The organism is Jiella pacifica (assembly GCF_010500815.1).
GTDB classification, from domain to species: Bacteria; Pseudomonadota; Alphaproteobacteria; order Rhizobiales; family Rhizobiaceae; genus Jiella; species Jiella pacifica.
In genome coordinates, this window is the sequence record NZ_JAAAMG010000004.1 from 258,865 (window position 1) to 285,565 (window position 26,701).

22 protein-coding genes, 2 pseudogenes and 1 riboswitch are annotated in these 26,701 nt (G+C 66.7%); of the genes and pseudogenes, 11 read left to right on the forward strand and 13 right to left on the reverse strand.

The window, feature by feature from the left end; translation table 11 throughout:
* Positions 1-54: 54 nt before the first annotated feature.
* Positions 55-1,401 carry a phosphoglucosamine mutase gene (glmM, locus tag GTK09_RS07490; protein WP_163462366.1) on the forward strand — a complete coding sequence of 449 codons (1,347 nt, stop codon included), beginning with the start codon at positions 55-57 and terminating at the stop codon, positions 1,399-1,401.
* A gap of 322 nt (positions 1,402-1,723) precedes the next feature.
* Positions 1,724-2,668, forward strand: coding sequence for an outer membrane protein (locus tag GTK09_RS07495; RefSeq protein ID WP_163462368.1), 945 nt, complete (start codon positions 1,724-1,726; stop codon positions 2,666-2,668).
* Positions 2,669-2,778: 110 nt separating this feature from the next.
* Here the strand turns inward: GTK09_RS07495 and GTK09_RS07500 are convergent, their stop codons facing one another.
* Positions 2,779-4,671, reverse strand: coding sequence for a monovalent cation:proton antiporter-2 (CPA2) family protein (locus GTK09_RS07500; RefSeq protein WP_163462369.1), 1,893 nt, complete (start codon positions 4,669-4,671; stop codon positions 2,779-2,781).
* A 145-nt stretch (positions 4,672-4,816) separates the two neighbouring features.
* Here GTK09_RS07500 and GTK09_RS07505 point away from each other — a divergent pair, with 145 nt between their 5' ends.
* Genes GTK09_RS07505 through lpxK form a run of 6 tightly spaced genes read left to right on the forward strand, consistent with a single transcriptional unit; the run spans position 4,817 to position 10,454 of the window.
* Entirely contained in the window at positions 4,817-6,157 is a 1,341-nt protein-coding gene (locus GTK09_RS07505; protein WP_163462371.1) for a TldD/PmbA family protein, read from the forward strand.
* 4 nt (positions 6,158-6,161) lie between these two features.
* A complete protein-coding gene (locus GTK09_RS07510) occupies positions 6,162-6,965 on the forward strand; it encodes a 3'(2'),5'-bisphosphate nucleotidase CysQ (protein WP_312869700.1) in 804 nt (267 codons plus the stop codon).
* Positions 6,966-7,008: 43 nt separating this feature from the next.
* Positions 7,009-7,239 (forward strand): DUF4170 domain-containing protein, encoded by a 231-nt coding sequence (locus GTK09_RS07515; protein WP_163462373.1) that lies wholly within the window; start codon positions 7,009-7,011, stop codon positions 7,237-7,239.
* Positions 7,240-7,276: 37 nt separating this feature from the next.
* A complete protein-coding gene (locus tag GTK09_RS07520) occupies positions 7,277-8,083 on the forward strand; it encodes a lysophospholipid acyltransferase family protein (RefSeq protein ID WP_246217760.1) in 807 nt (268 codons plus the stop codon).
* On the forward strand, positions 8,080-9,411 hold the full coding sequence (gene waaA, locus GTK09_RS07525; RefSeq protein WP_376767961.1) for a lipid IV(A) 3-deoxy-D-manno-octulosonic acid transferase: 1,332 nt from the start codon (positions 8,080-8,082) through the stop codon (positions 9,409-9,411). The genes GTK09_RS07520 and waaA overlap by 4 nt, the downstream gene beginning before the upstream one ends.
* Complete coding sequence (gene lpxK, locus GTK09_RS07530; protein WP_163462375.1) at positions 9,408-10,454, forward strand: tetraacyldisaccharide 4'-kinase; 1,047 nt, start codon at positions 9,408-9,410, stop codon at positions 10,452-10,454. Before waaA ends, lpxK begins: the two co-directional genes overlap by 4 nt.
* A 47-nt stretch (positions 10,455-10,501) precedes the next feature.
* Here the strand turns inward: lpxK and GTK09_RS07535 are convergent, their stop codons facing one another.
* Together GTK09_RS07535 and mutL are read right to left on the reverse strand one after the other, a co-directional pair.
* The gene (locus tag GTK09_RS07535) at positions 10,502-10,720 is read right to left on the reverse strand and encodes a DUF2093 domain-containing protein (RefSeq protein WP_163462377.1); all 219 of its coding nucleotides are present in this window, start codon (positions 10,718-10,720) and stop codon (positions 10,502-10,504) included.
* 117 nt (positions 10,721-10,837) lie between these two features.
* On the reverse strand, positions 10,838-12,730 hold the full coding sequence (gene mutL / locus GTK09_RS07540) for a DNA mismatch repair endonuclease MutL (RefSeq protein ID WP_163462379.1): 1,893 nt from the start codon (positions 12,728-12,730) through the stop codon (positions 10,838-10,840).
* A 239-nt stretch (positions 12,731-12,969) separates the two neighbouring features.
* On the opposite strand from mutL, the gene GTK09_RS07545 reads away from it, so the two are divergent.
* Positions 12,970-13,770, forward strand: coding sequence for a hypothetical protein (locus GTK09_RS07545; protein ID WP_163462380.1), 801 nt, complete (start codon positions 12,970-12,972; stop codon positions 13,768-13,770).
* Here GTK09_RS07545 and GTK09_RS07550 read toward each other — a convergent pair.
* A complete protein-coding gene (locus tag GTK09_RS07550; RefSeq protein WP_163462381.1) occupies positions 13,764-14,594 on the reverse strand; it encodes a DUF6064 family protein in 831 nt (276 codons plus the stop codon). The two genes, GTK09_RS07545 and GTK09_RS07550, sit on opposite strands and share 7 nt — an antisense overlap.
* A 78-nt stretch (positions 14,595-14,672) precedes the next feature.
* Complete coding sequence (locus GTK09_RS07555; RefSeq protein ID WP_163462382.1) at positions 14,673-15,614, reverse strand: aldo/keto reductase; 942 nt, start codon at positions 15,612-15,614, stop codon at positions 14,673-14,675.
* A 317-nt stretch (positions 15,615-15,931) separates the two neighbouring features.
* Here GTK09_RS07555 and xylA point away from each other — a divergent pair, with 317 nt between their 5' ends.
* Complete coding sequence (gene xylA, locus GTK09_RS07560; protein WP_163462383.1) at positions 15,932-17,245, forward strand: xylose isomerase; 1,314 nt, start codon at positions 15,932-15,934, stop codon at positions 17,243-17,245.
* Positions 17,246-17,474: 229 nt separating this feature from the next.
* Positions 17,475-18,932 (forward strand): xylulokinase, encoded by a 1,458-nt coding sequence (xylB, locus tag GTK09_RS07565; RefSeq protein WP_163462384.1) that lies wholly within the window; start codon positions 17,475-17,477, stop codon positions 18,930-18,932.
* 13 nt (positions 18,933-18,945) lie between these two features.
* Here xylB and thiD read toward each other — a convergent pair whose 3' ends face one another.
* From thiD to GTK09_RS07605, 8 genes and pseudogenes are all read right to left on the reverse strand, one after another.
* Entirely contained in the window at positions 18,946-19,779 is an 834-nt protein-coding gene (thiD, locus tag GTK09_RS07570) for a bifunctional hydroxymethylpyrimidine kinase/phosphomethylpyrimidine kinase (RefSeq protein WP_163462385.1), read from the reverse strand.
* 200 nt (positions 19,780-19,979) lie between these two features.
* A pseudogene (locus GTK09_RS07575) lies at positions 19,980-20,570 on the reverse strand (thiamine phosphate synthase); the annotation flags it as partial.
* Positions 20,570-21,340, reverse strand: a complete 771-nt coding sequence (locus GTK09_RS07580; protein WP_163462386.1) for a thiazole synthase — start codon at positions 21,338-21,340, stop codon at positions 20,570-20,572. The pseudogene GTK09_RS07575 and the gene GTK09_RS07580, both read right to left, overlap by 1 nt.
* 1 nt (position 21,341) lies before the next feature.
* The gene (gene thiS / locus GTK09_RS07585; RefSeq protein WP_163462387.1) at positions 21,342-21,539 is read right to left on the reverse strand and encodes a sulfur carrier protein ThiS; all 198 of its coding nucleotides are present in this window, start codon (positions 21,537-21,539) and stop codon (positions 21,342-21,344) included.
* Entirely contained in the window at positions 21,536-22,507 is a 972-nt protein-coding gene (locus GTK09_RS07590; protein ID WP_312869708.1) for an FAD-dependent oxidoreductase, read from the reverse strand. Before GTK09_RS07590 ends, thiS begins: the two co-directional genes overlap by 4 nt.
* A 323-nt stretch (positions 22,508-22,830) precedes the next feature.
* Positions 22,831-24,666 carry a phosphomethylpyrimidine synthase ThiC gene (thiC, locus tag GTK09_RS07595; protein WP_312869703.1) on the reverse strand — a complete coding sequence of 612 codons (1,836 nt, stop codon included), beginning with the start codon at positions 24,664-24,666 and terminating at the stop codon, positions 22,831-22,833.
* A 177-nt stretch (positions 24,667-24,843) separates the two neighbouring features.
* Positions 24,844-24,951: riboswitch (TPP riboswitch) on the reverse strand.
* A 398-nt stretch (positions 24,952-25,349) separates the two neighbouring features.
* Positions 25,350-26,063, reverse strand: a complete 714-nt coding sequence (locus GTK09_RS07600) for a hypothetical protein (RefSeq protein ID WP_163462391.1) — start codon at positions 26,061-26,063, stop codon at positions 25,350-25,352.
* Positions 26,064-26,582: 519 nt separating this feature from the next.
* A pseudogene (locus GTK09_RS07605) lies at positions 26,583-26,701 on the reverse strand (IS481 family transposase); the annotation flags it as partial.

The window sequence follows — 26,701 nt, forward strand, 5'->3', positions numbered from 1 at the left end:
GGGTAGCCCGTTGCGGGTTGATCCGTTCCTCCCGAGACATTGAATGGGGACCAGATGGCCAAGAGTTATTTCGGCACCGACGGCATTCGCGGCACCGCCAATCGCCATCCGATGACCGCCGAGGTCGCCATGAAGGTCGGCATGGCGGCCGGCATCGTCTTTCGGCGCGGCAACCACCGCCACCGGGTGGTCATCGGCAAGGATACCCGGCGCTCCGGCTACATGATCGAGAATGCCATGGTCGCGGGCTTCACGGCCGCCGGTGTCGACGTCTTTCTGCTCGGGCCGATGCCGACGCCCGCCGTCGCCATGCTGACCCGCTCGCTCCGGGCGGACATCGGCGTGATGATCTCGGCTTCTCACAACCCCTTCCAGGACAACGGCATCAAGCTGTTCGGGCCGGACGGCTACAAATTGTCAGACGACATCGAGGCGGAGATCGCCAGCCTCGTCGACGAGGACCTGTCCGGACACATGTCGACGGGTGCCGACATCGGGCGCGCCAAGCGCGTCGACGGCGACATCTATCGCTACATCGAATTCGCCAAGCGCACGCTGCCGCGCGAGCTCTCGCTGGACGGCATGCGCGTCGCCATCGACTGCGCCAACGGTGCCGGCTACCGCGTGGCGCCGGAGGTCCTGTGGGAACTCGGCGCCGACGTCGTCAAGATCGGCGTCGAACCCGATGGCGTCAACATCAATCGCGATTGCGGATCCACCGCGCCCGACGCGCTGATCGCCAAGGTCAAGGAGGTGAGGGCCGACATCGGCATCGCCCTCGACGGCGACGCCGACCGTGTCCTCATCGTCGACGAGAAGGGCGAGATCGTCGACGGCGACCAGCTGATGGCGGTGATCGCCGAAAGCTGGGCCGAGGACGGGCGGCTGTCGGCCGGCGGGATCGTCGCGACCATCATGTCGAACCTCGGCCTGGAGCGCTTCCTCGAAGCCAAGAAACTGCAGCTGGCCCGCACCAAGGTGGGCGATCGCTACGTCGTCGAGCACATGCGCCAGCACGGCTACAATGTCGGCGGCGAACAATCCGGCCACATCATCCTGTCGGATTTCGCCACCACCGGCGACGGCCTCGTTTCTGCCCTGCAGATCCTCGCGGTCGTCCGGCGCAAGGGCGGTCCGGTCTCGCAGGTCTGCCGCCGCTTCGAGCCGGTGCCGCAGATTCTGAAGAACGTCCGCTACCGGAGCGGCGAGCCCTTGCAGGCGAATGGCGTGCAGGCGGCCATCGCTGCGGGCCGCGACAGGCTCGGCAATGCGGGTCGGCTGGTCATCCGTCCATCGGGCACCGAGCCGCTGATCAGGGTGATGGCCGAGGGCGACGACGCGCTGCTCGTCAACGCCATCGTCGACGACATCGTCAGCGCACTGAAGGATGCTGCGGCCTGAAAAGGGCTTTGCGGCGGAAGCCATGGACTGCGAGCAACCGTCTGGCCACTGATACCTTCCGCTTCGGGACCGTCTCCTCGCAAGCTGGGAAGCTTTCCCGAAGCATGCCACGTTTCGCCGACTGATCTCAAGTTGCGAGCGCCGCCGGGATGCCGTTCGGTCCGTGAAGAGTATCTGCTGGAAAAATAACGCGTTGCCTGAAGGTCATGGTAAACGAAGCGTAATTCTAAACCGTCTGTTAACCACTCCCGTTTACCGTATTCGTCGAGGTCACCCAATCCGGTGACGCCATCCGCACCGACCTCAACGGAGACGTATCACAATGAAGACGCTGCTTTTGACGACCGTCGCCGCCATCGGTGCATGGTCGTCTCTCGTGACGGGAGCCAATGCTGCCGACATCATCGAAGAGCCCATCTATGTCGCCCCGCCGCCGCCGCCGCCTCCGGTCCAGACGTCCGGCTGGTATCTGCGCGGCGATGTCGGCTATAATTTCAAGTCGAAGTCCGACGGTCACTACGACTTCTACAATGTCGGCTTCGGCAACAACGGTATCGACAACACCGAACACTACGACTCGATCACGCTGAAGAACTCGGCAAACTTCGGCGTCGGCGTCGGTTACCGCGTCAACGGCTACTTCCGCACGGATTTGACCGTCGACTATTTCCGCACCGGCGTCGAAGGCTCCAGCAAATGCGGCTATCTCGTCGAGATCGGCTATCTCCTCGATCCGGTCAACAACAACTGCCGTTACAACGATTCGTCCCACGCCTCCGTCTGGACGACGATGGCCAACGCCTATGTCGACATCGGCACCTATGGCCGCATCACGCCCTATATCGGCGCCGGCCTCGGCTTCGCCCACGTCAAGTATGACGACATGGACAACGAGATCTCCTGCGGCGGCGGTTCCTGCAACGGCTTCCCGGTCTACAAGGGCAGCCATCCGGGCGAGTCGTCCTGGCGCTTCGCCTCCTCGCTCATGGCCGGCGCCAGCATCGACATCACCCATCAGCTGAAGTTCGATGCCGGTTACAAATATACCCGCATCGCCGAGGGCGACGCCTACGGCTACGACAAGGCGGATTCGGCCGCCGGCGCCTCGGGCGTCCAGGGCAAGGACCACGGCTTCGACATCCACACCGTCCGTGCCGGCCTGCGCTACGAATTCGGCGGTTCGGGCATTGGCAAGGGCAAGGAGCCCGCGCCGCTCTACACCGCGCAGGACACGGTCTATGCCGAGCCGGCGCCGGTCTACAAATAAGTCCGGAACGGGCTGACCGGCCCGACCCGAGAACCACGACGCGCCCGCCCGGCCCACGATGCCGCGGCGGGCGCTTCCGCGTCTGAGCCGCCCGCCGCCGCAGTCTCGCCCTACCGCGAGGCGACTCGGTCGGGGCGGCGTCGGCGGCCGGCGAAGAGACGGCCGCGGCGGCGGCGCTTCGGCGCATCCTCGTCGATGACCGCGCCATGGTCGTCGCCGTCCGGCATCTTCTCGACGGCGTGCAGCCCCGGCCGCGGCTTGACCAGCGGCTCGGGCGTGACCGCGTGGGTGGTCACCATGTCGCTGCCGGCATAAATGCCTTCCGCCTCCTGCAGCTTCAGCCGGGCGTTGTCGCGGTTGCGGACGTCGTCGACGATGCGGGCGGCGAGCTCATCCTCGACCCCGAGGGCGGAAATCGTCGCGCCGCCGAATGACAGCGCCGATTCGACCGTCTCGCGGATCTCGTAGTCGACGCCACGTGCCCTGAGAGACAGAGCATGGCTGCGGTCGTAGGAGCGCACGAACAGCCGGACGTTGGGAAACTCCGAGCGGATCAGATCGACCACCCGGTCGGTGGTCTCGCGCTTGTTGGTGCAGACGGCGACGAGCCCCGCCTTGCGGATGCCCGCGGCCTCCAAGACGTCCTTGCGCACGCCCGAGCCGAAATAGATGCGGAAGCCGAAGCGCTCGGCGGTGCGGATGCGGTCGACGGAGGAATCGAGGATGGTCACGTCGATGCCGCTCGACAGAAGCACCTGGGCGACGATCTGGCCGAAGCGGGAAAAGCCGACCAGAAGCACTTCCGAGCCGGCGCCGTCGAAATCCTCGTCCATCTGCTCTTCGGCATCGGCGGGGTCGAGGCGACGGCCGAGCCAGGTCGAGAGCGGCGTCAGCACCATCGAGAGCGAGACGATGGCGACGAGGATCGACGAGGTTTCAGCCGTCAGGATGCGTCCCGCCGCCGCCGCGGAAAACAGGACGAAGCCGAATTCGCCGGCCTGGGACAGAAGCCCCGCGACGCGCAGCGAAAGACCGCGCGTCTCGCCGAACAGCCTGCAAAGGCCGAAGATCAGGCCGGCCTTGACGATCATCAGGGCCGGCGCCACCGTGACGATGATCGGCCAGGCGCTCTTGAGTACGTCGAGATCGATCGACAGGCCGACACCGATGAAGAACAGGCCGAGCAACAGGCCGCGAAACGGCTCGATATTGGCTTCGAGCTCGTGGCGATAGGAACTGTCGGCGAGGAAGATGCCGGCGATGAAGGCCCCCATCGCCATGGAGAATCCGGCCGCCTGCATCAGCATCGCCGAGCCGAGGACGACGAACAGCGCCGCCCCCAGCATCACCTCTCGGGCGCCGGCGGTCGCCATCAGCCGAAACAAGGGGTTGAGCAGGAAGCGACCGGCCAGAAGCAGGCCGGCGAGGGCACCGACCGAAATCAGGATCTGCATCGGCTCGAAGCCGGCGCCTTCGCCGCCGGGCGCCAGAAACGGCACGATGGCGAGAAGCGGCACCACGGCGAGATCCTGGAACAACAGGATCGAGAATGCCGCCTGGCCGTGCCTCGTATTGGTCTCGCCCGCTTCGTCAAGGAGCTGCATGCCGAAGGCGGTGGAGGACAAGGCAAGACCGAAGCCGACGATGATGGCAGCGGCGATGCCGAGGCCGGCGAGGAGCCAGGCCGCGACCGCAAGCAGCAGTCCGCCGACCATCACCTGGGCAAGACCGAGACCGAAGATCTGGCGGCGCAGCGCCCAGAGCCGGTCGATCTTCAGTTCGAGACCGATGATGAACAGGAGGAAAACGACGCCGAGCTCGCCGATCGAGAGAATCTGCTCGCCTTCCCCGATCAGGCGGAGCACCGGTCCCATCAGGATGCCGGCAGCGAGATAGCCGAGCACGGTGCCGAGACCGATTCGCTTGAACAGCGTCCCGGCCACGACGCCCACGCCGAGCAGCAGGATGACTTCGAGAAATATGGCGCTTGATCCGTGTTCCACAGGCGGGCACTCGTTCCTATCTCTCGCGATACGGGATCCGCATCGGTCGCCGACGAGATGAGCGACGACGACGCGGATGGGGGCAGCTTGCGTTGCTTGCGCCGCACAATAAATAGTCCGACGGAAAAGATCAGTAGGCGAAGCGATGGATGACGATACGAAGCGGCTCACCGAGACCGCCGAACGGCTGATTTCGGCAGCGAAAAAGGCCGGGGCCGATGCCGCCGACGCGGCCGTGGTCCGTTCGATCGGGCGGTCGGTCGAAGTCCGGCTCGGCAAGGTCGAGGACACCGAGAGCTCCGAAAGCGAGGACCTGGCGCTGCGCGTCTTCGTCGGGCAAAGGGTCGCGACCGTCTCCGCCGACGTTCATGCCGACATCGAGAGGCTGGCCGAGCGGGCCGTGGCGATGGCGAAGGTCTCGCCTGAAGATCGCTTCGCCTCGCTCGCGCCGAAGGACCGTCTGGCCCCGAATGACGGGCTGGATCTCGATCTCTACGATCCGACGGAGCTTGCCAGCGACCGGATGGTCGAACAGGCTCTGGCGCTGGAGGAGGCCGCCCGCGCGATCTCCGGCGTGACGAATTCCGGCGGTGCGTCGGTCTCGGCCGGCGCCAGTGGTCTCGTCCTCGTCACCTCGGAAGGCTTCGTCGGCGAGAAGATGCGCTCGGGCTTTTCCCGCTCGGTCAGCGTCATCGCCGGCGAGGGCACGGCCATGGAGCGCGACTACGACTTCGATTCGCGCATCCACTATGGCGATCTCGATGACCCCGAGGCGATCGGCCGGCGGGCCGGCGAGCGGGCGGTGCGGCGGCTCGGCGCCGGCAAGGTTCCGACCGGAAGCTACCCGATCGTCTTCGATCCGCGGGTGGCGCGGGGCCTGATCGGCAGTCTCGTCGGCGCGATCAACGGCGCGGCGATCGCCAGAAAGACCAGCTTTCTCATGGACAAGATGGGCGAAATAGTGCTGCCGGCCTCCGTCTCGATCGTCGACGAGCCGCTGTTGTCGCGCCGGCCCGGCTCGCGTCCCTTCGACGGCGAGGGGGTGCGCGGCGAGACGATGTTCCTCGTCGAGGACGGCATCCTGAGGAACTGGCTGCTCGACACGGCGACGGCCAAGGAACTCGGCCTCTCCTCCAACGGCCGCGGGGCGCGCTCTTCGGGCGGTGTCTCGCCGTCTTCGAGCAACGTGTCGGTGACGCCGGGCGCCATGTCGCCTGAGGAACTGATCGCCGAGACGAAGAGCGGCATCTACGTCCACGAGCTGATCGGGCAGGGCACCAATCTGGTCACCGGCGACTACAGCCGCGGCGCCACCGGCTATCTCATCGAGAACGGCGAACTCACCCGTCCGGTTTCCGAGTTCACCGTCGCCGGCAACCTCAAGGAAATGCTCCTGTCGCTCACCCTTGCCAATGACCTCGACACCCGCTTTTCCCTCGTCGCGCCGACGATGCGCGTCGAGCGCATGACCGTGGCGGGGCACTGACGTCGTGGACGGCTTCTCCGCCAGCCTGGCCGACGATCTCGAGCTTCTGCGCGATGCCGCCTTGCGCGCCGGCGACGTCGCCATGGGCTATTTCCGCAAAGATCCGCAGGTCTGGTACAAACATGGCAACTCGCCGGTGAGCGAGGCCGACTACGCCGCCGATCGATGCCTGGAGGAAAGGCTGGCGGGAGCGCGGCCCGATTACGGCTGGGTGTCGGAAGAGATGCCGGCGTCGGACCGTGCCGCCGAGGTGCGCCACCGGGTGTTCGTCGTCGATCCGATCGACGGGACGAGAGCCTTCCTGCGCGGCGAGGACGTGTGGTGCGTCTCGGTCGCCGTTCTCGAGGCCGGGGTGCCGGTCGCCGGCGTCATCCATGTTCCGGCGCGAGGCGAGACCTTCGAGGCGACGGCGGACGGGTCCGCGCTCCTCAACGGCGTGCCCTGTTCGGCCAGCGCCGCGACCTCGGCGACCCGGATGCGGCTGTCGCTGCCCGATTCGATGCGCAAGAAGATCGCCGACGCCGAAGGGGACGCGGTCGAAGCGCTCGCCGCGATCCCCTCGCTCGCCTACCGTCTCGCCCTCGTCGCCTGCGGCCGGCTGGACGGCACGATCGTCCGCCCGCGCGCCAACGACTGGGACGTGGCGGCCGCAGATCTCATTCTCGAGCGGTCCGGCGGGCGCTTCGAAGACGTGGAAGGCCGGCGCTGGCGCTACGGCGAGGAAACCACCGCCCACGCCGTCATGATCGCCGGCCCCCTTGGCTTGGCGCCTCGTTTGCGCGATATCGCCCGCAGTCTCGCCGCCTGAGGGCACTCCACCCTTGCTCTGCCGCACCACAGGGAGCCCCGCCATGCAGGAAGAAAAACCCAAGCAGCTGCTTCACCTCGTCTTCGGGGGGGAGCTCAGCAATCTCTCGACCGTCGAGTTCAAGGATCTGGAAAGCCTTGATATCGTCGGAATTTTCCCCGACTACGCCTCTGCGCTGACCGCCTGGCGCGGCAAGGCGCAGCAGACCGTCGACAACGCCGCGATGCGATATTTCATCGTTCACATGCACAGGTTGCTCGACCCGCAAGACTGACCGAAACGAAGCCGAAAGGGTCGACGTGTCGCGTACCATGTCGGATGACGAGTCTCTCGTGCCAGTGCCGGTGCCGCGCTCCGACATGCCCGGTCATGTCGGCGGCAAGCCGAAGCGGCGCCCGTCGGCACCCGAGGTGCTGCGCCGGCTGGGCCGGTCGAAAGTTGCGATCGCCGCGGCCGGGGCTGCCGTCGGTGGCCTTCTGCGCCTCGTTCACGCCACCCAGCGGCGCGCCGACGGCTCTTCCGACTTCCGCCGCATCCTCACCGACGAGCATCCGGCCATCGTCGGGTTGTGGCATGGCCAGCACCTTCTGGCGCCGTTCTTCCGGCCGCGCGAACTGCCTTATGTCGCGCTTCTGTCGCGCAGCGCCGACGCCGAGATCAACGCCCGGGTTGTCGAGAGTTTCGGCATCTCGACGGTGCGCGGATCGGGCGGCCGAGAGGGCGTCAAAGCCAAGCGGGCGCAGCGCAAGGGCGGCGCCCGCGCGCTCGTCGCCCTGCGCCGCATGCTCGCCGGCGGAACCGGCGTCTGCATGATCGCCGACATTCCCAAGGGTACGCCGCGCGAGGCTGGGCTCGGCATCGTCACGCTCGCCAAGATCTCCGGCCGGCCGATCGTTCCAGCCGGGGCCGTCACCAGCCGCCACCACGTGCTTGCACGAGCCTGGGACAAGACCCGCATTCCGCTGCCCTTCGGGCGGATCGCGGTCGTCATGGGGGCGCCGATCACGGTGCCGGCCGACGCCGACGACGCGCTCATGGCGGAGAAGCGCCGCGAGGTGACGGCGGCGATCGAGGCCGCCAATCTCGCAGCCGAGCGGCTGGTCGGGACGAGGCGGTGAGCGACCCGATGACCCGTGCCGCCTTCGCCGCCTACCGCCTTGCCGGCGTCTTCGGCTATCCGTTCATCAAGCCCTATGTCGGCTGGCGGGTGGCCCGCGGCAAGGAGGACAAGCGCCGCCTGAAGGAGCGCTACGGCATCGCCGGCATGATCCGGCCCGAGCCGGGGCCACTGGTCTGGATTCACGCCGCCAGCGTCGGCGAAAGCGCGGCGGTCGCGCCGCTGGTCAGGACGATCGCCGCCGACGGCCTCGCGGTGGTGATGACCACCGGCACGACGACTTCGGCGCAGTTCGTCGAGGACCGCCTGGCCGATTGCGTCATCCATCAATACGTGCCGCTGGACGTCAGGCCGGCGGTGCGGCGGTTTCTCGATCACTGGCGCCCGGATCTCGCCATCGTCGCCGAAAGCGAGATCTGGCCCGTGACGATCCACGAGCTTTCGGCCCGGCGCATTCCGCAGATCCTGGTCAACGCCCGGCTCTCCGACCGCTCATACCAACGCTGGAAGGGCAGGCCGCGGCTCGCCGAGGCGCTGTTCGAGAATTTCGCCCAGGTCGTCGCGCAGTCCGACATCGATGCCGAGCGGTTCCGTCTGCTCGGCGCGCCGGGGGTGACGCTCGCCGGCAATCTCAAGGCCGATGCCGAGCCGCTGCCCGCCGACCCGGCCTCGTTGGCAGAGCTCGACGCGGCGATCGGCCTTCGTCCGCGCTTTGCCGCGATCTCCACCCATCCAGGCGAGGAGGAGATCGTCGCCGAGGTGCACGAGCGGCTGAAATGGCGGCACGAGGGGCTTTTGACCCTCGTCGTTCCGCGCCATGTCGAGCGCGGCGCAGCCATTGCCCGGATGCTTGCCGGCAAGGGGCTGGTGGTCAAGCGGCGCAGCCTGGGCGAATTGCCGGATCAGGATACGGACGTCTATCTCGGCGATACGATGGGCGAACTCGGCGTCTATCTGAGGCTGTGCGAGATCGCCTTCATCGGCAAGTCGATCACCGGCCAGGGCGGCCAGAACCCGATCGAGGCGGCGATGCTGTCGACCGGCATCCTGACCGGCCGCTACGTCCAGAACTTTCGCGACAGCTATCAGCGGCTTCTGCGCAACGGCGGTGCGCGGCTCGTCCGCGATACCGACACGCTGGCCGCCCAGCTCGACGGGCTGCTGCTCGATCCGATGCAGCGCATGGCCATGGCCGGCGCGGCGTTGCGCTCCGTCGACGAGATGCGCGGCGCGCTCGAACGGACGCTCGCCGCCCTCGACCCGTTCCTGCATCCGCTGCGCCTCTCCGTCAGCCTGGAGCGACGCGGCCGCGTCGTCGCCGGCCGTTGAGGAGCGGACGGGCGCCGGACTTCTGGTGGCGGGATGCGACGCTTGCTTCCGATCTGCTCGTCCCGGCCGCCGCTGTCTATGGCTCGCTCGCCCGGCGAAACCTTCGAACGGGACGGCGAGTGGCCTTCGACGTGCCGGTCCTGTGCGTCGGAAACTTCACCGCCGGCGGCGGGGGCAAGACGCCCACCGCACTGGCCCTTGCCGGCGCGGCAGCGGCGCTCGGCCGGCGGCCGGGCTTCGTTTCGCGCGGTCACGGCCGCAAGCGAAGTGGGGCGATGGTCGTCGAGCCGAGCCGGCATGGTGTCGCCGATGTCGGGGACGAGCCGCTGCTGCTTGCCGCCGCCGCGCCGACCGCGGTCGGCGCGGACCGTGCAGCCGCCCTGTCGCGGCTGTTGGAGGAAACCGACGCGGACTTCGCCATCATGGACGACGGCTTCCAGAGCCAGCGGCTGGCAATCGACTATGCTGTGATCGCTCTCGACGCCCGGCGCGGCATCGGCAACGGGCGGGTGATCCCGGCCGGCCCGCTCCGGGCGCCGCTGCTCGACCAGGTGCGCCGGGCCGATGCGCTTCTGGTCATCGGCGAGGGCGAGGGGCGGGAGAAACCGCTCCGGGCGATGGCCCGGGCCGGCCGCGCGATCTTCCAGGCAAGGCTCGTCTCGAAATCGCGGCACATCCTCATCGGCGAGCGGCTGCTCGCCTTTGCCGGCATCGCCGATCCGCAAAAATTCTACGCCTCCCTCGGCGAACTCGGGGCGGAGCTCGTCCAGACGCGAGACTTTCCCGACCACCATGCCTTCACCGACGCCGAACTGGACGGACTGACCGAGACGGCGGCGAAGGAGAAGCTGATCCTCACCACCACCCGCAAGGACGCGGTGCGGCTCGCCACCGGCAGCGAGGCGGCAAGGGCATTCCTGCAGGACTGCGCAGTGCTCGACGTCGCGCTGGAATTTGTCGGTGCTTCCGACGCCCGGCGGATCGTCGAAGCGACGCTCGCGGCCTTCGACAGACGGCGCTGGCGGATGGTCTCGAAATCCTGATGCTGACGCCGCCTCGGGCGGCGCCCTGATCCCGGCGGCCGGTTGCCTCAGGCGGCGCCGCCGGCGCGGAATTCGCGGTCGCGCTGGAACGACGCGGCCGCGTCGACATAGGCTTCCTGGCGCTCGACGCTCCAGTAGCGCAGGAGATCGAGCGGGATCGGCTCGCCGGTCACGGCGCAGCGCACGTAGGAGCCGGCCCTGATCACCTGGAAGTCCGGGGTGCCGTAGCGCAGCTTCGCCTCGCCGGAATTCTCGAAACGGTTCATGGGGCCCTCGGGATCAAACGTTCAGGGCCATCGTCCCAGAAGGGGAGGCCGCTCTTCAAATCGCCAGCCGCACTACGCCCTTTGCCGGGCAAAATCAAACCTTGCCGGTTTGGCCGGCTATCTGCGGCCGAACAGCTTCTCGATGTCGTCGAGGCCGAGTTCGATGAAGGTCGGGCGGCCGTGATTGCATTGGCTCGCCGAGGGCGTGCGCTCCATGCCCCGCAACAGCGCGTTCATCTCGTCGAGTTTCAGAACCCGCCCCGAGCGCACCGAGCCGTGGCAGGCGACCGTCGCGGCGACGTGGTCGATCCGGCTGGTCACCGTGTCCCTGGTGCCGAATTCGGCGAGTTCGTCGGACAGATCGCGCAAAAGCCGGGCAATGTCGATCTGGCCGAGGATCGCCGGCGTCTCCCGCACCGCGATGGCGGCCGGGCCGAACCGTTCGATGCCGAGGCCGAGGCGGGCGAGATCGGCCGCATGTTCGCAAAGCCGCTCGGCGTCGTCGGCGGACAGGTCGACGATCTCCGGGATGAGCAGCATCTGGGAGGGCAGCGCCCGGCCGTGGATCGCCTCCTTCAGCGCCTCGTAGACGAGCCGCTCGTGGGCCGCGTGCTGGTCGACGATGACGAGCCCTCGCTCGGTCTCGGCGACGATGTAGTTGCCGTGAAGCTGCGCTCGGGCGGCGCCGAGCGGATAGGTCTCGGGCTGCGACGACGCGTCGGGACCGGCAAACACCTCTCTTGCGGCATCGGTGTCGGACATGGCGGCGGCCATCGCCGTTCCTGCCGGTGGCGGAGTGGTGGCCGAGAAATCCGGCAGCCGCTCGATCGTGGTGGTGCCGGCCGGCTCGAGCGGCCGGAACGCCGACCCGCCGGGAACGTACGGTGCCTGTCTCGGCGCAGCGAAGCCCTCGGCGAAGTAGCCGCCCGGCGCAAATCCGTCGAAGCGACGCGGTGCCGGCGTCACCGTGTCGGCCTTCGCCCGCATGCGCGCCAGAACGCCTGCTGCCCCTTCCGACGAGGATCGCAGCCCGCTCTCGGCAAAAGCCTGGCGCAGCGCGCCGACGATCAGGCCGCGGACGAGGCCGGGATCGCGGAAGCGCACGTCCGCCTTGGCCGGATGGACGTTGACGTCGACTAGGGCCGGGTCGAGCGTCAGGAACAGGACGGCGACGGGATGGCGATCCTTCGCCATGACGTCCGAATAGCCGCCCCGCAGCGCCGAGACGAGCATCTTGTCGCGCACCGGCCGGCCGTTGACGAAAAGGAACTGCTGCAGTGAATTGCCGCGCGAAAAGGTCGGCAGGCCGGCAAGCCCGGTGAGGCGGACGTCCTCCCGCTCGGCGTCGATCGCCACGGAATTCGTCGCGAAATCCCCGCCGACCACCTGGGCGATCCGCTCGCCCATGTCCCGGGCGGCGGGAAACACCGTGGTCGTGCGGTCCGGCCCGGAAATCTCGAAGCGGATTTCCGGCTCGGCCAGCGCGAGGCGCCGGACGATGTCGGTGATCGCCGCCGATTCCGCTCGCTCGCTCTTCAGGAACTTCAGCCGGGCCGGCACCTTCTGGAAGAGGTCGCGGACCTCGACGACGGTGCCGCGCGACAGCGCCGTCGGCCGCGGTCCCTCGCAGCGGCCGTGATCGACGAGAATCTCGAAGGCTTCGCGATTCCCCTCTGCCCGCGAGCGCAGGGAGAGCCTGGCGACGGAGCCGACGGACGGCAGCGCCTCGCCGCGAAAGCCGAGGGTGGCGATGCGATCAAGGCCCCCGGACAGCTTCGATGTGCAGTGGCGGCGGACGGCGAGGGAAAGTTCATTCTCGGGAATGCCGCAGCCGTCGTCGGTGACCCGCAACAGCGTCTTGCCGCCGCCGGCCGTGGCGATCTCGATGCGCGAGGCCCCGGCATCGACGGCGTTCTCGACCAGCTCCTTGACGACGCTAGCCGGCCGCTCGACCACTTCGCCGGCGGCGATCTGGTCGATCAGATGATCGTCGAGCTTGACGATGGCCAAGGTCTTCTCCGCTCCGCGTCGATCTCACCACCGCCGTTCTAGTCGCGCCGGACCCGGCGGGCAAACCGCGCGGCCGCGTGCATCCGGCGCAAACGGGTTTTTCCACCAGCGACTTGCGGCTAGCGACGGCTGCAGATGGCGCGCGGTTGGTTCAATCTCTCTGCTCTCACGATTGATTTACCGAGCGATGCAACCATAAGATAGAAAAGCTGACCGATCGAGCGGAGGCGACGACGACGATGCCGAGCCGGGGACCGTCCCGCATCCAGCTTTCGGCCGGACTCTTCTGCCTTGCCCTGACGGCAGTCCCGCAGGATGCCGGTGCTGGCGCCTGGGCGCTGGCCGAGGGAAGCGGCGAGGTCATCGCGACCGGCCTGTCTTCCACCGCCGACGAGGCCTTCGGTTCCAGTGGCGCCGCGCCGGCGCGGGCGGCCTTCATGAAGGGAAGCGCCAGCCTCTTCGTCCAGCACGGCTGGACCGACCGGCTGACGGTCTTCGCCAAGGTCGAGGCGGGGCGCGAAGCGGACGACATTTCGGGCCATGCTCGTTCGGGCCTCTCGGAGTTCACGGCCGGCGCCCGCTTTCAGTTTTATGCCAGCGACGGTTTCGTCGCCTCGGCCGGTCTCTCCGGCCGCGTTGACGACGAGCGCGGCGAGGGGATCGACCTCGGCGGCGCAAGGATCGAGCCGCGGCTCGCCGCCGGCTACGGGTTCGAGCTTTTCGGCCTGCCGGCCTTCGTCGAGGCGGAGGCCGGCTATGGCTGGCGCGTGGCCGGCGAGGGCTTCGACGAGGCGAAGCTCGATCTCACCATCGGGCTTCGCCCCTGGAAGCGATGGCTCTTCCTCGCCCAGTCCTTTTCGACGATGGGGGTGGCAGGGCCTGATGGTTCGGACGACTACGCCCATCACAAGCTCCAGGGCTCGGTGGTCTACGACATCGCCGAGCACTGGTCCCTCCAGTCCGGCATCTTCGCGACGGTGGCGGGTAAAAATGCCCCGAAGGAGCGCGGCGTCGTTTCGGCGATCTGGTATCGTTACTGACGGCGCGTCGTCGGCAGGAGTGCCTCTCCCCCGGCGGCTTTGATGCGGCCGGGAATGCGGGGGGCTTCGCCGGGTCGGGGCGGTGCGCGGCGCGTCGCCGTCCCGTCGTGCGCCTCTTCGGATCGAGCGAACTCGAAGGCTGTCTGTCGCGGCAGCACGAGCGCGACGAGGCCGACCAGCATGGCGAGGGCGAGGCACAGGGCTTCGGTCTGCATCTCTAGGCCGTAGAGGGTGAGCGCGCTGGCGGCGAGCCAGATCACCGGCACGAGGGAGAGAGCGTAGCGCCATCTTGAACGCCACGATGCCAGGAAGCCGAGCGCCACGAGCGCGGTCGGATCGGGCGCGAGAGCGAACCATTCGAGGCTCGCCGCTTCGCGGCCCGTCGCCAGTTCGGCCGCCGGATGGCCGAAGAGCCCATAGAGGACGACGAGAGCGGCCACCAGGCGGGTCAAGGGTGAAGCGGCATTTCCCCATCGAGACGGGCCGGTCGCGAAAACCGCGACGACGGCTGCGAGAAGGAGAAGCCCCGCCTGTGCGACGAAGGCCCAGCCGGGATAGACCGCTGCAAAGTTGATCGTCCGGTAGACCCCGAAGAAGAAGAACCAGGCGCTCGCGAGGAAAGCGGTCGCAAGCAGCATCGCGGCGCCCTGATCGGCGAGGGCCGGGAGGCGCCGGCGAAGGCCGAGGAGGACGAGGGCGAGTGCGATCCCGGCGAGCGCCAGCGGCCACAGGGCGGCGGTCATCTGGCCGAACAGGCCCCGATAGATCGTCGCGTCGAAGAGCAGGAAATCCTGCAGCGAATAGGTCGACAGGTCGGCAAGCATGGACGGGGTCTCAAAGGTGGAGGGCGAGGAAGGTTGCGGCCGCCGGCATGGACGAAGGGTCGGAGCCGGCGGTTCCGATCAAAGGCTGTCGAAATGGTCGGCCATCTGGCGGCGCATCTCCGCGTCCGGCAGCGGCCCGCGTGCCGCCGCCATGTTCTCGCGAACATGGTCGACGCTTCGCGTCGCCGGGATGGCGACGGTCAGCGCTGGGTGGGAGACGATGAACTTCAGGAGGAATTTCGGCCAGGTCTCGGCGCCGATCTCGGCAGCGAAGCCGGGAAGGGGAGCGCCCCGCGTCGCCTCGATCAGCGCCCCGCGCTGGAACGGCCGGTTGGCGACGACGGCGATGCCGCGCTCGCTGGCCAGCGGCAGGAGGCGCCGTTCCGGCTCGCGATCGGCGATGTTGTAGGTCAGCTGGACGAAGTCGATCGGCTGCCTCGCCATGATCTCCTCGATATCGTCATGCCGCCGGCCATGGGAGGTGGTGATGCCGATATGACCGACGAGGCCTTCTTCCTTCAAAGCCTGCAGAGTTTCCAGATGGCCGGGCCAGCCGAGGAGATTGTGGACCTGCATCAGCCCGAACCGGTCGACGCCCCAGTGCTGCCGCGTCGCCTCGATCTGAGCCTGCCCGTCCGAGACGTCCGAGGTCCAGACCTTGTCGGCGGCAAAGAGCCGGTCGGGAATGCCCAGCTGTTCGAGCCCGTGGCCGACCGTCGCCTGGGAAGACCCATACATGGGCGAGGAATCGATCACCGCCCCGCCGGCCCCGAAGAACGCCTTCATCACCGCCGTGCGCTCGGCGAGGGCGTCCGAGTCGTTGCCGACGTTGAAGGTGATCCACGTGCCCATGCCGACCACCGGGAGCTCGATGCCGGAGGAGGGCACCTGCCTGGTGAGCAATGCGCCGGCCGTCTCGCCGGAGGGCGCCTCCTGTGCCCGCGACCGTCCCGCAAGGGCGAGAACTCCCGTGGCGGCCGCTCCCTTCAGCAACGTCCGGCGGGCAATGGCGTTCGGCATCCTGCGTCTCCTGTACCTCGCGACCTCGACCCCCGTGCAATCCCGGCGAGCGGGAGAGGTTGCGAGGAACGGCGCGCGCGGCGGATACGGAAGATCACGCTTGCGTCAGACGAACATGGGGCGGCGTCCCTAGTCCGTCGGATTGACCCGCGGGCACCTGCTCCAGGGCTGCGGGTTTGTCGTGCGCGATGCCAAAGCCACTGGTCTCTCCTCCGTTTGCCGAACCGAAAATCCGCCGCTTGCCTTTGACGAAGCGCTCGCCTAGGCCAGATCGCGACAGCGTATACCTTGCTTCAGCCGATCCGGGAGGCCGACCGATGACGTCGCAGAGCTTTTTCAACCGCACCACACCCGTCGCATTCGCCGGGGCCGAGAGCCACGACCCGCTGGCCTTCACCTTCTACGACAAGGATCGCCAAGTGATGGGCAAGCGCATGGAGGACCATCTGCGGTTCTCCGTCGCCTACTGGCATTCCTTCACCTGGCCCGGCGGCGACCCGTTCGGCGGCGAGACATTCAACCGGCCGTGGATGCATGGCGGCGAGGCGCTCGAACTCGCCAAGCAGAAGGCCGACGTCGCCTTCGAGATGTTCCGCCTCCTCGACGTGCCGTTCTTTGCCTTCCACGACGTCGACGTCGCGCCGGAGGGCGAGACGCTGCAGCAGTCGAACGACAATCTGAAGGTCATCACCGACATTTTCGAGGAGAAGATGCAGAGCGCCAAGGTACGCCTCCTCTGGGGTACGGCGAACCTCTTCTCCAACCGCCGCTACATGGCGGGCGCGGCGACCAATCCGGATCCGGACGTCTTCGCCTATGCCGTCGGCCAGGTGAAGGCGGCGATCGACGCGACCCACCGGCTCGGCGGGGCGAACTACGTCTGCTGGGGCGGCCGCGAGGGCTACGAGACCCTGCTCAACACCGACATGAAGCGGGAATACGACCAGCTTGGCCGGTTCATGTCGATGCTCGTCGACTACAAGCACAAGATCGGCTTTTCCGGTCCGATCCTGATCGAGCCGAAGCCGAAGGAGCCGACCAAGCACCAGTACGACTACGACGTCGCGACGGTCTACGCCTTCCTGCAGAAATACGATCTGACCGCCGACGTGAAGCTCAACATCGAGCAGAACCACGCGATCCTCGCCGGCCACTCCTTCGATCACGAGGTGAAGCTCGCCTTCGCCAACGGCATCTTCGGCTCGCTCGACATCAATCGCGGCGACGACCTGCTCGGCTGGGATACCGATCAGTTCGCCATGGACGTGAAAGAAATGGCGCTGGTGCTGCACGAGATGCTGAAGCATGGCGGCTTCACCACCGGCGGGCTGAACTTCGACGCCAAGATCCGCCGCCAGTCGATCGACCCGGACGACCTCCTGATCGCCCACGTCGCCTCGATGGACGCCTGCGCGCGGGGCCTTCTCGCTGCCGAGGCGATGCTGAAGGACGAGGCGCTGACGAAGCCGCTCACCGAGCGCTATGCCGGGTGGGAAAGCGGCAATGCCAAGGCGATGCTGTCCGGCGAGACCGGCTTCGAGGAGATCGCCGAGCGAGCGCTGTCGCTGAACCCGCAGCCACGCTCGGGCAGGCAGGAGATGCTCGAAGGCATCGTCAACCGCTACGTCTGACGGTGGTGGTTCGGCCCGATCTGCATGGCTTTGGCCGGGGCCCGCGGCAAGGTTCGTTCGCTGGACTGACCTTTCCCCAATGGGTTAGGGCGGTCGTCATGGCGACGGCGCCATTTTGCGTGGCCCCGGGCTCTTCGGCCGGGACGACTGGTGGTATATCGGTACGCCTGCGGCAATCCGGCGCCGGCACTGCGGCGTATGCACGGCTCTGAAAGGAACCGAACACGACATGTCTACCTATCTCGGGCTCGACCTCGGCACCTCCTCCCTCAAGGCGCTTCTGATCGACGAGGATCAGGCGGTGATCGGCTCCGTCTCGGTGCCGCTGACCGTCGAGCGGCCGCATTTCGGCTGGTCGGAGCAGAACCCCCAGAGCTGGATCGTCGCCTGCGAGGCGGCGATGCAGGAATTGCATGCCAAGCACGGGCAGGAATTCGCGGAGATCGCCGGCGTCGGCCTTTCCGGCCACATGCACGGGGCGACGGTGCTCGGCGCCGACGGTACGCCCTTGCGGCCCTGCATCCTGTGGAACGACACCCGCAGCCACGAGGAGGCGAAGGGCCTCGACGATGCGGAAGCCCGGGCGATCACGGGGAACATCGTCTTCCCCGGCTTCACCGCGCCGAAGCTCGCCTGGATGCGCAAGCACGAGCCCCGGCTGTTCGATCTGGCGCGCTGCGTGCTCCTGCCGAAGGACTATCTGCGGCTGTGGCTGACCGGCGAGGCGGTGTCCGAGATGTCGGATGCGGCCGGCACCTCCTGGCTGGACACCGGCAGGCGCGACTGGTCGGAGCGGATGCTGGAGCGCACCGGGCTGACCCGCGAGCACATGCCGAGCCTCGTCGAGGGGACCGAGGCTTCGGGCGAGCTCCGCCCCATCCTTGCCGAGAAGTTCGGCCTGAAGCCCGGCGTCATCGTCGCCGGCGGCGGCGGCGACAATGCGGCTTCCGCCTGCGGCGTCGGCGTTGCCGCACCCGGTACCGGCTTCCTGTCGCTTGGCACCTCCGGCGTCCTGTTCACCGCGACGGCCGGCTACGACCCGGTTCCGGAGACGGCGCTGCACACCTTTTGCCATGCCATTCCGGGGCTGTGGCACCAGATGGGGGTGACCCTGTCTGCGGCCGGCTGCATGGACTGGCTGTCGAAGCTCCTGAAGGAAGAGCCGGCGGCGCTCACCGGAGCCCTCGGCGAGACGATTGCCGAGCCCGGCCGGCCGATATTCCTGCCCTATCTTTCGGGCGAGCGCACCCCCCACAACGACGCCGACATCCGCGGCGTTCTCACCGGGATCGAAAGCGATACCAGCCGCGAGGCGATGACCCGCGCGGTGCTCGAAGGCGTCGCCTATTCGATGCGCGACTGCCTGGATGCCGCCGGCGAAAAGCCGAAGCCGCAGCGGCTGATCGCCGTCGGTGCCGGCTCGCGCTCGGCCTACTGGCTGCAGCTCATGGCGACCGTGCTCGAGACCGAGATCGCCTTGCCGGCTGCCGGCGATTTCGGCGCGGCCTTCGGCGCGGCGCGGCTCGGCATCACCGCCGCGACGGGGGCCGATCCGAAGAGCGTCATCAAGGAGCCGCCGGTCGCCCGGACCTTCGAGCCGGTGGCGGACAAGATCGACGCCTTCCGCGCGGCGCATCAGCGCTACAAGGCGCTCTATCCGGCGATCAAGCAGGCGATGGCGGGGTAGGGGCGGCGATCCGTCATCCGCTCTTCGTGAGGTCGGCCCGTCCTTTCAACAGGCCTGCAACGAAGGCCTTAGCTCCTTCGCAGGCGGCTTCCAGCGTGTCCCCCGAGGCGAGCCGGCAGGCGATCGCCGTCGCCAGTGCGCAGCCCGTGCCGCGCAGCGTGGCGGCGATGCGGGGAGAGGCGAACCGGATGGGCGAGCGGCCGGTTCGGTAAAGGATGTCGACGGCGTCCCGGCCTTCGCCATGGCCGCCCTTCACCAGCACCGCACCGGCGCCGGCATTAAGAAGCGCATGGGCCTTGCGGTCGGTGTCGGCGCCGGGCGGAACGCTGATAAGGCCGGAGAGGATGTCCAACTCCGGCAGGTTCGGCGTGACGAGCGCGGTGATCGGCAGCAGCCTTCCGGTCATGGTCGCTATGCCGGCTTCGCTCAGAAGCTGCCCGCCCGAACTCGCCGCGATGACGGGGTCGAGGACGATCGGGCCGCCGAAGCGGGACAGCGCATCGACCACCGCCGCGACGATCGCTTCGTTGCCGAGCATGCCGATCTTGACCGCCGAGACGCGGCCGTCTTCGAGGGCCATGGCGACCTGCTCGGCGACGAGGGCAGGGGGCATCGTCTCGACGTCGCCGACCCTTGCATCGCTCTGGGCGGTGACCGCGGTGACGGCGAGCCGGGCGTCGACGGCATGGGCGGCCGCGGTGCGGATGTCGGCCGCGAGGCCGGCGCCGCCGGAGGAATCGGTGCCGCCGATGACGAGGACGGCGGAGCACTTCCTGTGGTTGGGGCCGCCGCCCGTGGCTTTCTGCGTTTCCGGCGTCGCGCGCGGCGAGTTACCCCCCTCTGTCACTTCGTGACATCTCCCCCACAAGGAGGAAGATCGCTTGGCGCCTGCGTCGACGTCGGGTGCCTCATCCTTCGCGATTCAGTTGCGGTCGAACCTGTCGCGGTCAATCTGGAATATCCGTCTCCCGAGGACGGCAAAGAGGTCGAGCCAAAGGCCGCGCCGGTATCAGGCAACGAAAGCCCGGCGTCATCGACATACGCCCGCGTCGCCGCGATCCATTGCCGCGTCCGTGCCTCCGGATCGGCATTCAGCGTGATGTCGGTGACCACCGCGGCGACGTCCGCCCCCTGAGCAAACACCTCCGGCAGCCGCTCCACCGTCACGCCTCCGATGGCGACCAGCGGCAGGTCGCCCACGGCCTTCTTCCACGCGACAAGTCGGGCCGGCGTCTGCTGTGCCCAGGGCATCTTCTTCAGGATCGTCGGCCAGATCGGGCCGAGCGCGACATAGTCCGGCTTGGCGGCGAGCGCGGTTGCGAGCTCCGTCTCGTCATGGGTCGAGACGCCGAGCCGCAAGCCGGCCCGGCGGATGGCGCCGACATCGGCTTCGGCGAGATCCTCCTGGCCGAGATGGACGAAGTCGCAGCCTTCGGAGATTGCCAGCTGCCAATGATCGTTGACGATCAGCTGGCAGCCATGGCGATGGCAGGTGTTGCGGGCGCGGCGGATCTGCGATCTGAGCGCTGCCTCGGGTGTATCCTTCACCCGCAGCTGGACGAGCTTGACGCCCAGCGGCACCAGCCGCTCGACCCAGTCGGCGTCGGGGACGATCAGATAGAACGGGTCGAGCCGCATCATGCGAACACCGCCCGGCCGAGAACGGGCGTCGACGGCTCGGCCATGTCGCGGGGCTGGAGGGGGGCGGCCTCGTAGGCGAGGCGCCCCGCCTCGACCGAGAGCTTGAAGGCCCGCGCCATCGCCACCGGATCGCCGGCGAGCGCCACGGCCGACGACAGGAGCACGCCGTCGTAACCGAGCTCCATCGCCTGCGCCGCATGGGACGGCACGCCGATGCCGGCATCGACGACGAGCGTCAGCTCGGGAAAGCGCGCCCGCATCGCCCTGAGGCCATAGACGTTGTTCAGCCCCCGCGCCGAGCCGATGGGGGAGCCCCATGGCATCAGCACTCGGCAGCCGGCCTCCACCAGCCGGTCGGCGGCGACGAGATCCTCGGTCGTATAGGCCAGCACCTGGAACCCGTCCTCGCTGAGGATGCGCGTCGCCTCGACGAGGCCGAAGAGGTCGGGCTGCAGCGTATCGGCATCGCCGATCACCTCGAGCTTGATCCACTTCGTGCCGAAGACCTCGAGGGCCATCTCAGCCGTCGTTACCGCCTCGCGCACCGAATGGCAGCCGGCGGTGTTCGGCAGGACCTTCACGCCGGTCTCGCGGATCAGGTCCCAGAACTTTTGCCCGGCCCGTTCGCCGGCGGATTCCCGGCGCAGCGACACGGTGACGATCTCGGCGCCGGAGGCGATGATCGCCTGGCGCAGGATTTCCGGCGAGGGATAGCGCGCCGTGCCGAGCATCAGCCGGCTCGAGAGGATCTCGTCGTAGATGTCCATGTCAGCCTCCCTGCATCGGCGCGATGATCTCGATCGCGTCGCCTTCGGTGAGCCTCGTTTCCGGCCGCTCGCCCGCCGGCACGAAGTCGCGGTTGAGGGCCGTGGCGAAAGGGCCTTCGCCATAGCCGAGTTCTTCGAGCGCCGCAGCCAGTGTCGCGGCGTTCACCTCGGCGGGCTCGCCGTTCAGGATGATTCTCATGCGGCGATCTCCTCTCGGGTTCGCGGGCCGAAAACGCGCTCGGCCGCCTTTTCCGCACAATCGGGCGCCAGCAGGAAGCCGTGGCGAAAAAGGCCGTTGACCGAGACGATCCGGCCGCCTCGCGTCACTCTCGGCAGGTTGTCGGGAAAGGCCGGCCGGCGCCCGGCCTTCATGTCGATCACCTCGGCCTCGGCGAAGGCCGGGTGCAGGGCATAGGCGGCGTTCATCAGTTCCACGGCCGCGCGCAGCGTCGGGCCGCCGGAAGCCTCGCTCTCGATCATCGTCGCGCCGACCATGAACAGCCCGCCCGCGCGCGGCACGACATAGACGGGCATGCGCGGATGGAGGAGGCGGACGGGCCGGGACAGGCGGATTTCATCGCTGCGCAGGATGAGCATTTCGCCGCGGACACTGCGAAGGCTCGGAGCGTTCGCGGCGATGCCCCGGCAGTCGATGACGACGTCGCCGCCAACCGCTTCCGGTGTAACGTCGGAGCCGAAGCGGATCGTGCCGCCGAGCCTCTCGAATCGCTCGGCGAGCGCCGTGAGCGCCCGGCGCGGATCGAGATGGGCTTCGGCGGCAAAATGCAGCCCCTGCCGGAAGCGTCCTGCGAGGTCCGGTTCCAGAGCCTCGATGCCCTCTGCGTCGAGCGGCTGGGCACCGCTCGTCCGCCGGCCAAATCGCGCGATCTCGCCGGCGTCGCGGCTCGATGCCACGACCAGTGTCCCGTTGCGCATGACCCCGGGCACGCGGCTTTCCCACCAGTCGATCGCCGCAAGGCCCGGCGCGACGATCGAGGCATCGGCGCTTTCCGCTTCGCAGAACGGCGGGAGCATGCCACCGGCGAGCCATGACGCGGCGGCGCCTCCGAGGCTTTCCGAGCGCTCGTGCAGCGTCACCGCTGCCCCTCTTTCCGCCAGTGTGACGGCCGTGCAAAGGCCGGCGACGCCGGCCCCAATGACGGTGATGCCGGGAGGGTTGCCCGCACCTTTGCACGCATTGGCGGTCGCCGTCTCGCTAAAGGCGCGCTTCTTCGTGGTGCCGGGTCCTCGCCCTTCGACAGGCTCAGGATGAGGACCGTTGGGGTGGTGCGGCTTCGTTTCGCCTTGCGGCTTCGGCCGAGCGGCCGCTCGCGCCAAATCGGTTGGACGTGGCGCGTGTGCTTGCAGGCCCTCATGCTGAGCCTGTCGAAGCACGGGGGCCTGGCACGGCGGTTTGGCTCGCGCCTCTTCTCCGACTCCAGATGGAAAATCTGTCACGGGTGAAGGGCTTCCAGATCGGCGCATCCCACCTACTCCGCCGGTTCGGCCTTTGCCGCGATCTCCTCCGGCGTCATGTAGAGGTCGCCGCCGGCGCGGTATTTCTCCGCCATCGCTGCCATGCCCTCCTTCTGGGCTTCCGCCCGGATGTCGTGGGAGATCTTCATGGAGCAGAATTTCGGCCCGCACATCGAGCAGAAATGCGCCGTCTTGTGCGCCTCCTTGGGCAGGGTCTCGTCGTGATAGAGCTGCGCCGTTTCCGGATCGAGGGAGAGGTTGAACTGGTCCTCCCAGCGGAACTCGAAACGGGCACGGGAGAGAGCATCATCGCGCAGCTGCGCCGCCGGATGGCCCTTGGCGAGATCGGCGGCGTGGGCTGCGATCTTGTAGGTGATAACGCCGACCTTGACGTCGTCGCGATCCGGCAGCCCCAGATGCTCCTTCGGCGTGACGTAGCAGAGCATCGCCGTGCCGAACCAGCCGATCATCGCCGCGCCGATGCCCGAGGTGATCTGGTCGTAGCCCGGCGCAATGTCGGTGACGAGGGGGCCGAGCGTATAGAACGGCGCGTCGCCGCACAGCTGCTGCTGCTTCGTCACGTTGACCTTGATCTTGTGCATCGGCACGTGGCCGGGGCCCTCGATCATCACCTGGCAGTCCTTGGCCCTTGCGATCTTCGTCAGTTCGCCGAGGGTTTCCAACTCGGCGAACTGCGCCCGGTCGTTGGCGTCGGCGATGGAGCCGGGGCGCAGGCCATCGCCCAGCGAGAAGGAGACGTCGTAGATGCGGCAGATGTCGCAGATCTCGTCGAAATGCTCGTAGAGAAAGCTCTCCCGGTGGTGATGCAGGCACCACTTGGCCATGATCGAGCCGCCGCGCGAGACGATGCCGGTGACCCGGTCGACAGTCAGCGGAATGTGCCGGAGCCGGACGCCGGCATGGATGGTGAAATAGTCGACGCCCTGTTCGGCCTGTTCGATCAGCGTGTCCCGGTAGACCTCCCAGGTGAGGTTCTCGGCGATGCCGTCGACCTTTTCCAGCGCCTGATAGATCGGCACGGTGCCGATGGGCACGGGGGCGTTGCGGATGATCCAGTCGCGGATGTTGTGGATGTTGCGGCCGGTGGAGAGATCCATCACCGTATCGGCGCCCCAGCGGATCGCCCAGACCATCTTCTCCACCTCCTCGGCCATAGAGGAGGTGACGGCCGAATTGCCGATGTTGGCGTTGATCTTGGTGAGGAAGTTGCGGCCGATCGCCATCGGCTCGAGCTCGGGATGGTTGATGTTGGCGGGGATGATCGCCCGGCCGGAGGCGACTTCCTCGCGCACCCATTCGGCGGTGATGAAGTCCGGGATTTCCGCCTCGAAGGGCTCGCCGTCCCGTTCGAGGGCGGTCTTCAGCGCCTCGCGGCCGAGATTCTCGCGGATCGCCACGAATTCCATCTCCGGCGTGACGATGCCCGCCCGCGCATAGGCGAGCTGGGTGACGGCCTTGCCGGCCCTGGCGCGCAGCGGCCGGTTCACGACCGGGAAGGCGGGGGTGAGCTTTTCGGCCGGCAGGTTGCCGTTGTCCTCGGGCCGGACGCTGCGGCCGTCATATTCCTCGACGTCGCCGCTGGCGAGCGCCCAGCCGGTGCGATGGCGCGGCAGGCCTTTGGCGATGTCGATCGTAGCGTTGGCGTCCGTATAGGGGCCGGAGCAGTCATAGACGGTGACCGGCGGCTCGCCCGCCGTCGGATGGACGGCGATTTCCCGCAGCGGCACGCGGATGGCGGGATGCGCCGTGCCGGAGAGATAGACCTTCCGCGAGGCCGGCAGCGGGCCGGTGGTCACGGTCGGGGTGGTGATCTTGGAAATGACATTCACGATGGAACTCCTTCGACGAGCGTTGGAGATCCAGTTTCTGTCGATCGGTGATCGAAAAGGCGCCGCTGATCGGATGCTTCGAAAACGTCGGCCTCGGCGGCCGTTTCGTCTGCCAGTCTCCCGACATCCCGTCTTCGAATGCGCCGCCTCGGAGAGATCGAAACCCGTCGGCGGCCTTTCACGGCCTTCTTCCATCCCTACGCCAGTATGAACTGGATCAGGTTCGACGGGTCGCCGCGCGCTAGCGGCCTCTCAGTTCCATGCAGAACTCCCCGTGGATGAGGCGAAGGGTAGCAGAGCGGGGGGCGGCGTCAAGCGGGGACGTTGCACGCCGTCGAGGGAGGATTGAAGCGCTATGGGGCAAAGGCCGCCAACCCGAGCAGAAGGTTTTAGCCCATTATTGCCGTCTGACACGATCGCAGCGATTGTCCGCTTCGAGCCCATGTTGCGAGATTTCTGCTTCTTCGCAGCGAATGTCGGCTGCAAGGAGACGGTCAAAAACCTTCAACAAGGTCTTGGGTTTGGAACGGGATTTTTGGTCGCTTCCAATGAGGTAGGTTGCGCGTGTTCCAAAAACGAGTGTTTTTGGAACATAGCTGAATGGCGGTTGTGCGGACGAAGCTGCCATTAGGGCTCAACATTCAACGGCTGCTTTACTTGAACTGTCGACATTAAAATATCGGCTAAAATATTGCTGCGTCATAAAGAGATGACTTTGTCAGAGGTGTGGTGATCCCAAGCTTTGCGTTTGTTTCTTGGAGCAGTCTCACAAACCAAGGCTTCGCATCCGGGCTGAGGTGGATTTCATCAACTGAAGCGTTCACGTCAAACGGAATGGTAAGGCCGAATTCAGTTAATTCTTGTTCCAGGGCATAATTTTCCGAGATTTCACCTAGATACGGTATGACGGCACGAACTTCCTTTTCATGCTCAAATGATCTTCGCTTATGCATCGCGGGGTTCATCGAGTTGTCCAAAGCGAAGAATTCTTTTTCAAAGTCGATATATTTGACCATCCATAAATAAACATGGGAAGGAAAAGCGTCCCGAAGCTTAATATATGATGTCCGGAGAGCGATAGCGGACCCATCCCGACCATAAAGGTCCCACATAGCGGCTGACTCACCGATGTTCATGTGCCAGCAACTGATGAATGTTTGACGGCGGACACGTTCTAGAAAGCTCATCATTTGAACTTCTAGGGAAAATGGGTGATTTTTGACATCAGACGACACGGCAGATTTCTTATTTTCCTCTTCATTCTGCTTTGATTGCATTGCCAGCGCTTGTCGGCTTTTGGACGGAATTGCGCCCTCATAGGTGTCCCTGAATTTGTCTTGGCGACTGAAAAATAAGCGTCCACGTGTTGCAACGTCTAGATAACGCGACAGGTCCATGTATCTCCAAACTGAAGTCGGTTCTGTGGGCTGTGGGAAGCTTGGATGTTCTGTATTCGCAGACAAGGCGGAGACTCCGGCTCAGTTCGAGGTAATAAAAAATCTATCGAGATTTTCGCGAATGTGAGTAGGCGGTCAAGTAGTTAATGCAAAGACTAATTTCCGACCGTCAGCTTGGGAACCGAAGCAGCCATTCACGGCCTTCCAAAAACCACCGTTTGTTGAACAGTTCCCCAAACCGGATGTTGATGCACCTTCATCCAAGGGCCGGTTTCTCCGTATAGCTGTCAGCGAATTGCGGCCTTGCGAACGACCGCTCTCCAACCCAGGCTGGTCTCCAGCTTCGTATCGATGGTGCACGCGCCTGTCGGATCTCAGCTGGTAGACTTCGCTACCAACCGCTGGATTGAATGCTTCGTATCCCTGCTATCTCCGACATTCAAACAGGCGTTGAAAGTCGCAGCGCTCCTCTCTCCCCTTGCGGGAGAGAAAGCCATTCCAAGGAGTTGAGCTGTCCACTTAAGCTTCTTGACTGACGAATGACATGACGGTTTCGACTGGCCTACGGCCCATGTTGCGGTAGCCGAGGTGCGGGCGTTCGGTGTTGTAGTGGACGAGCCAGGCGTCGAGATCGGCCT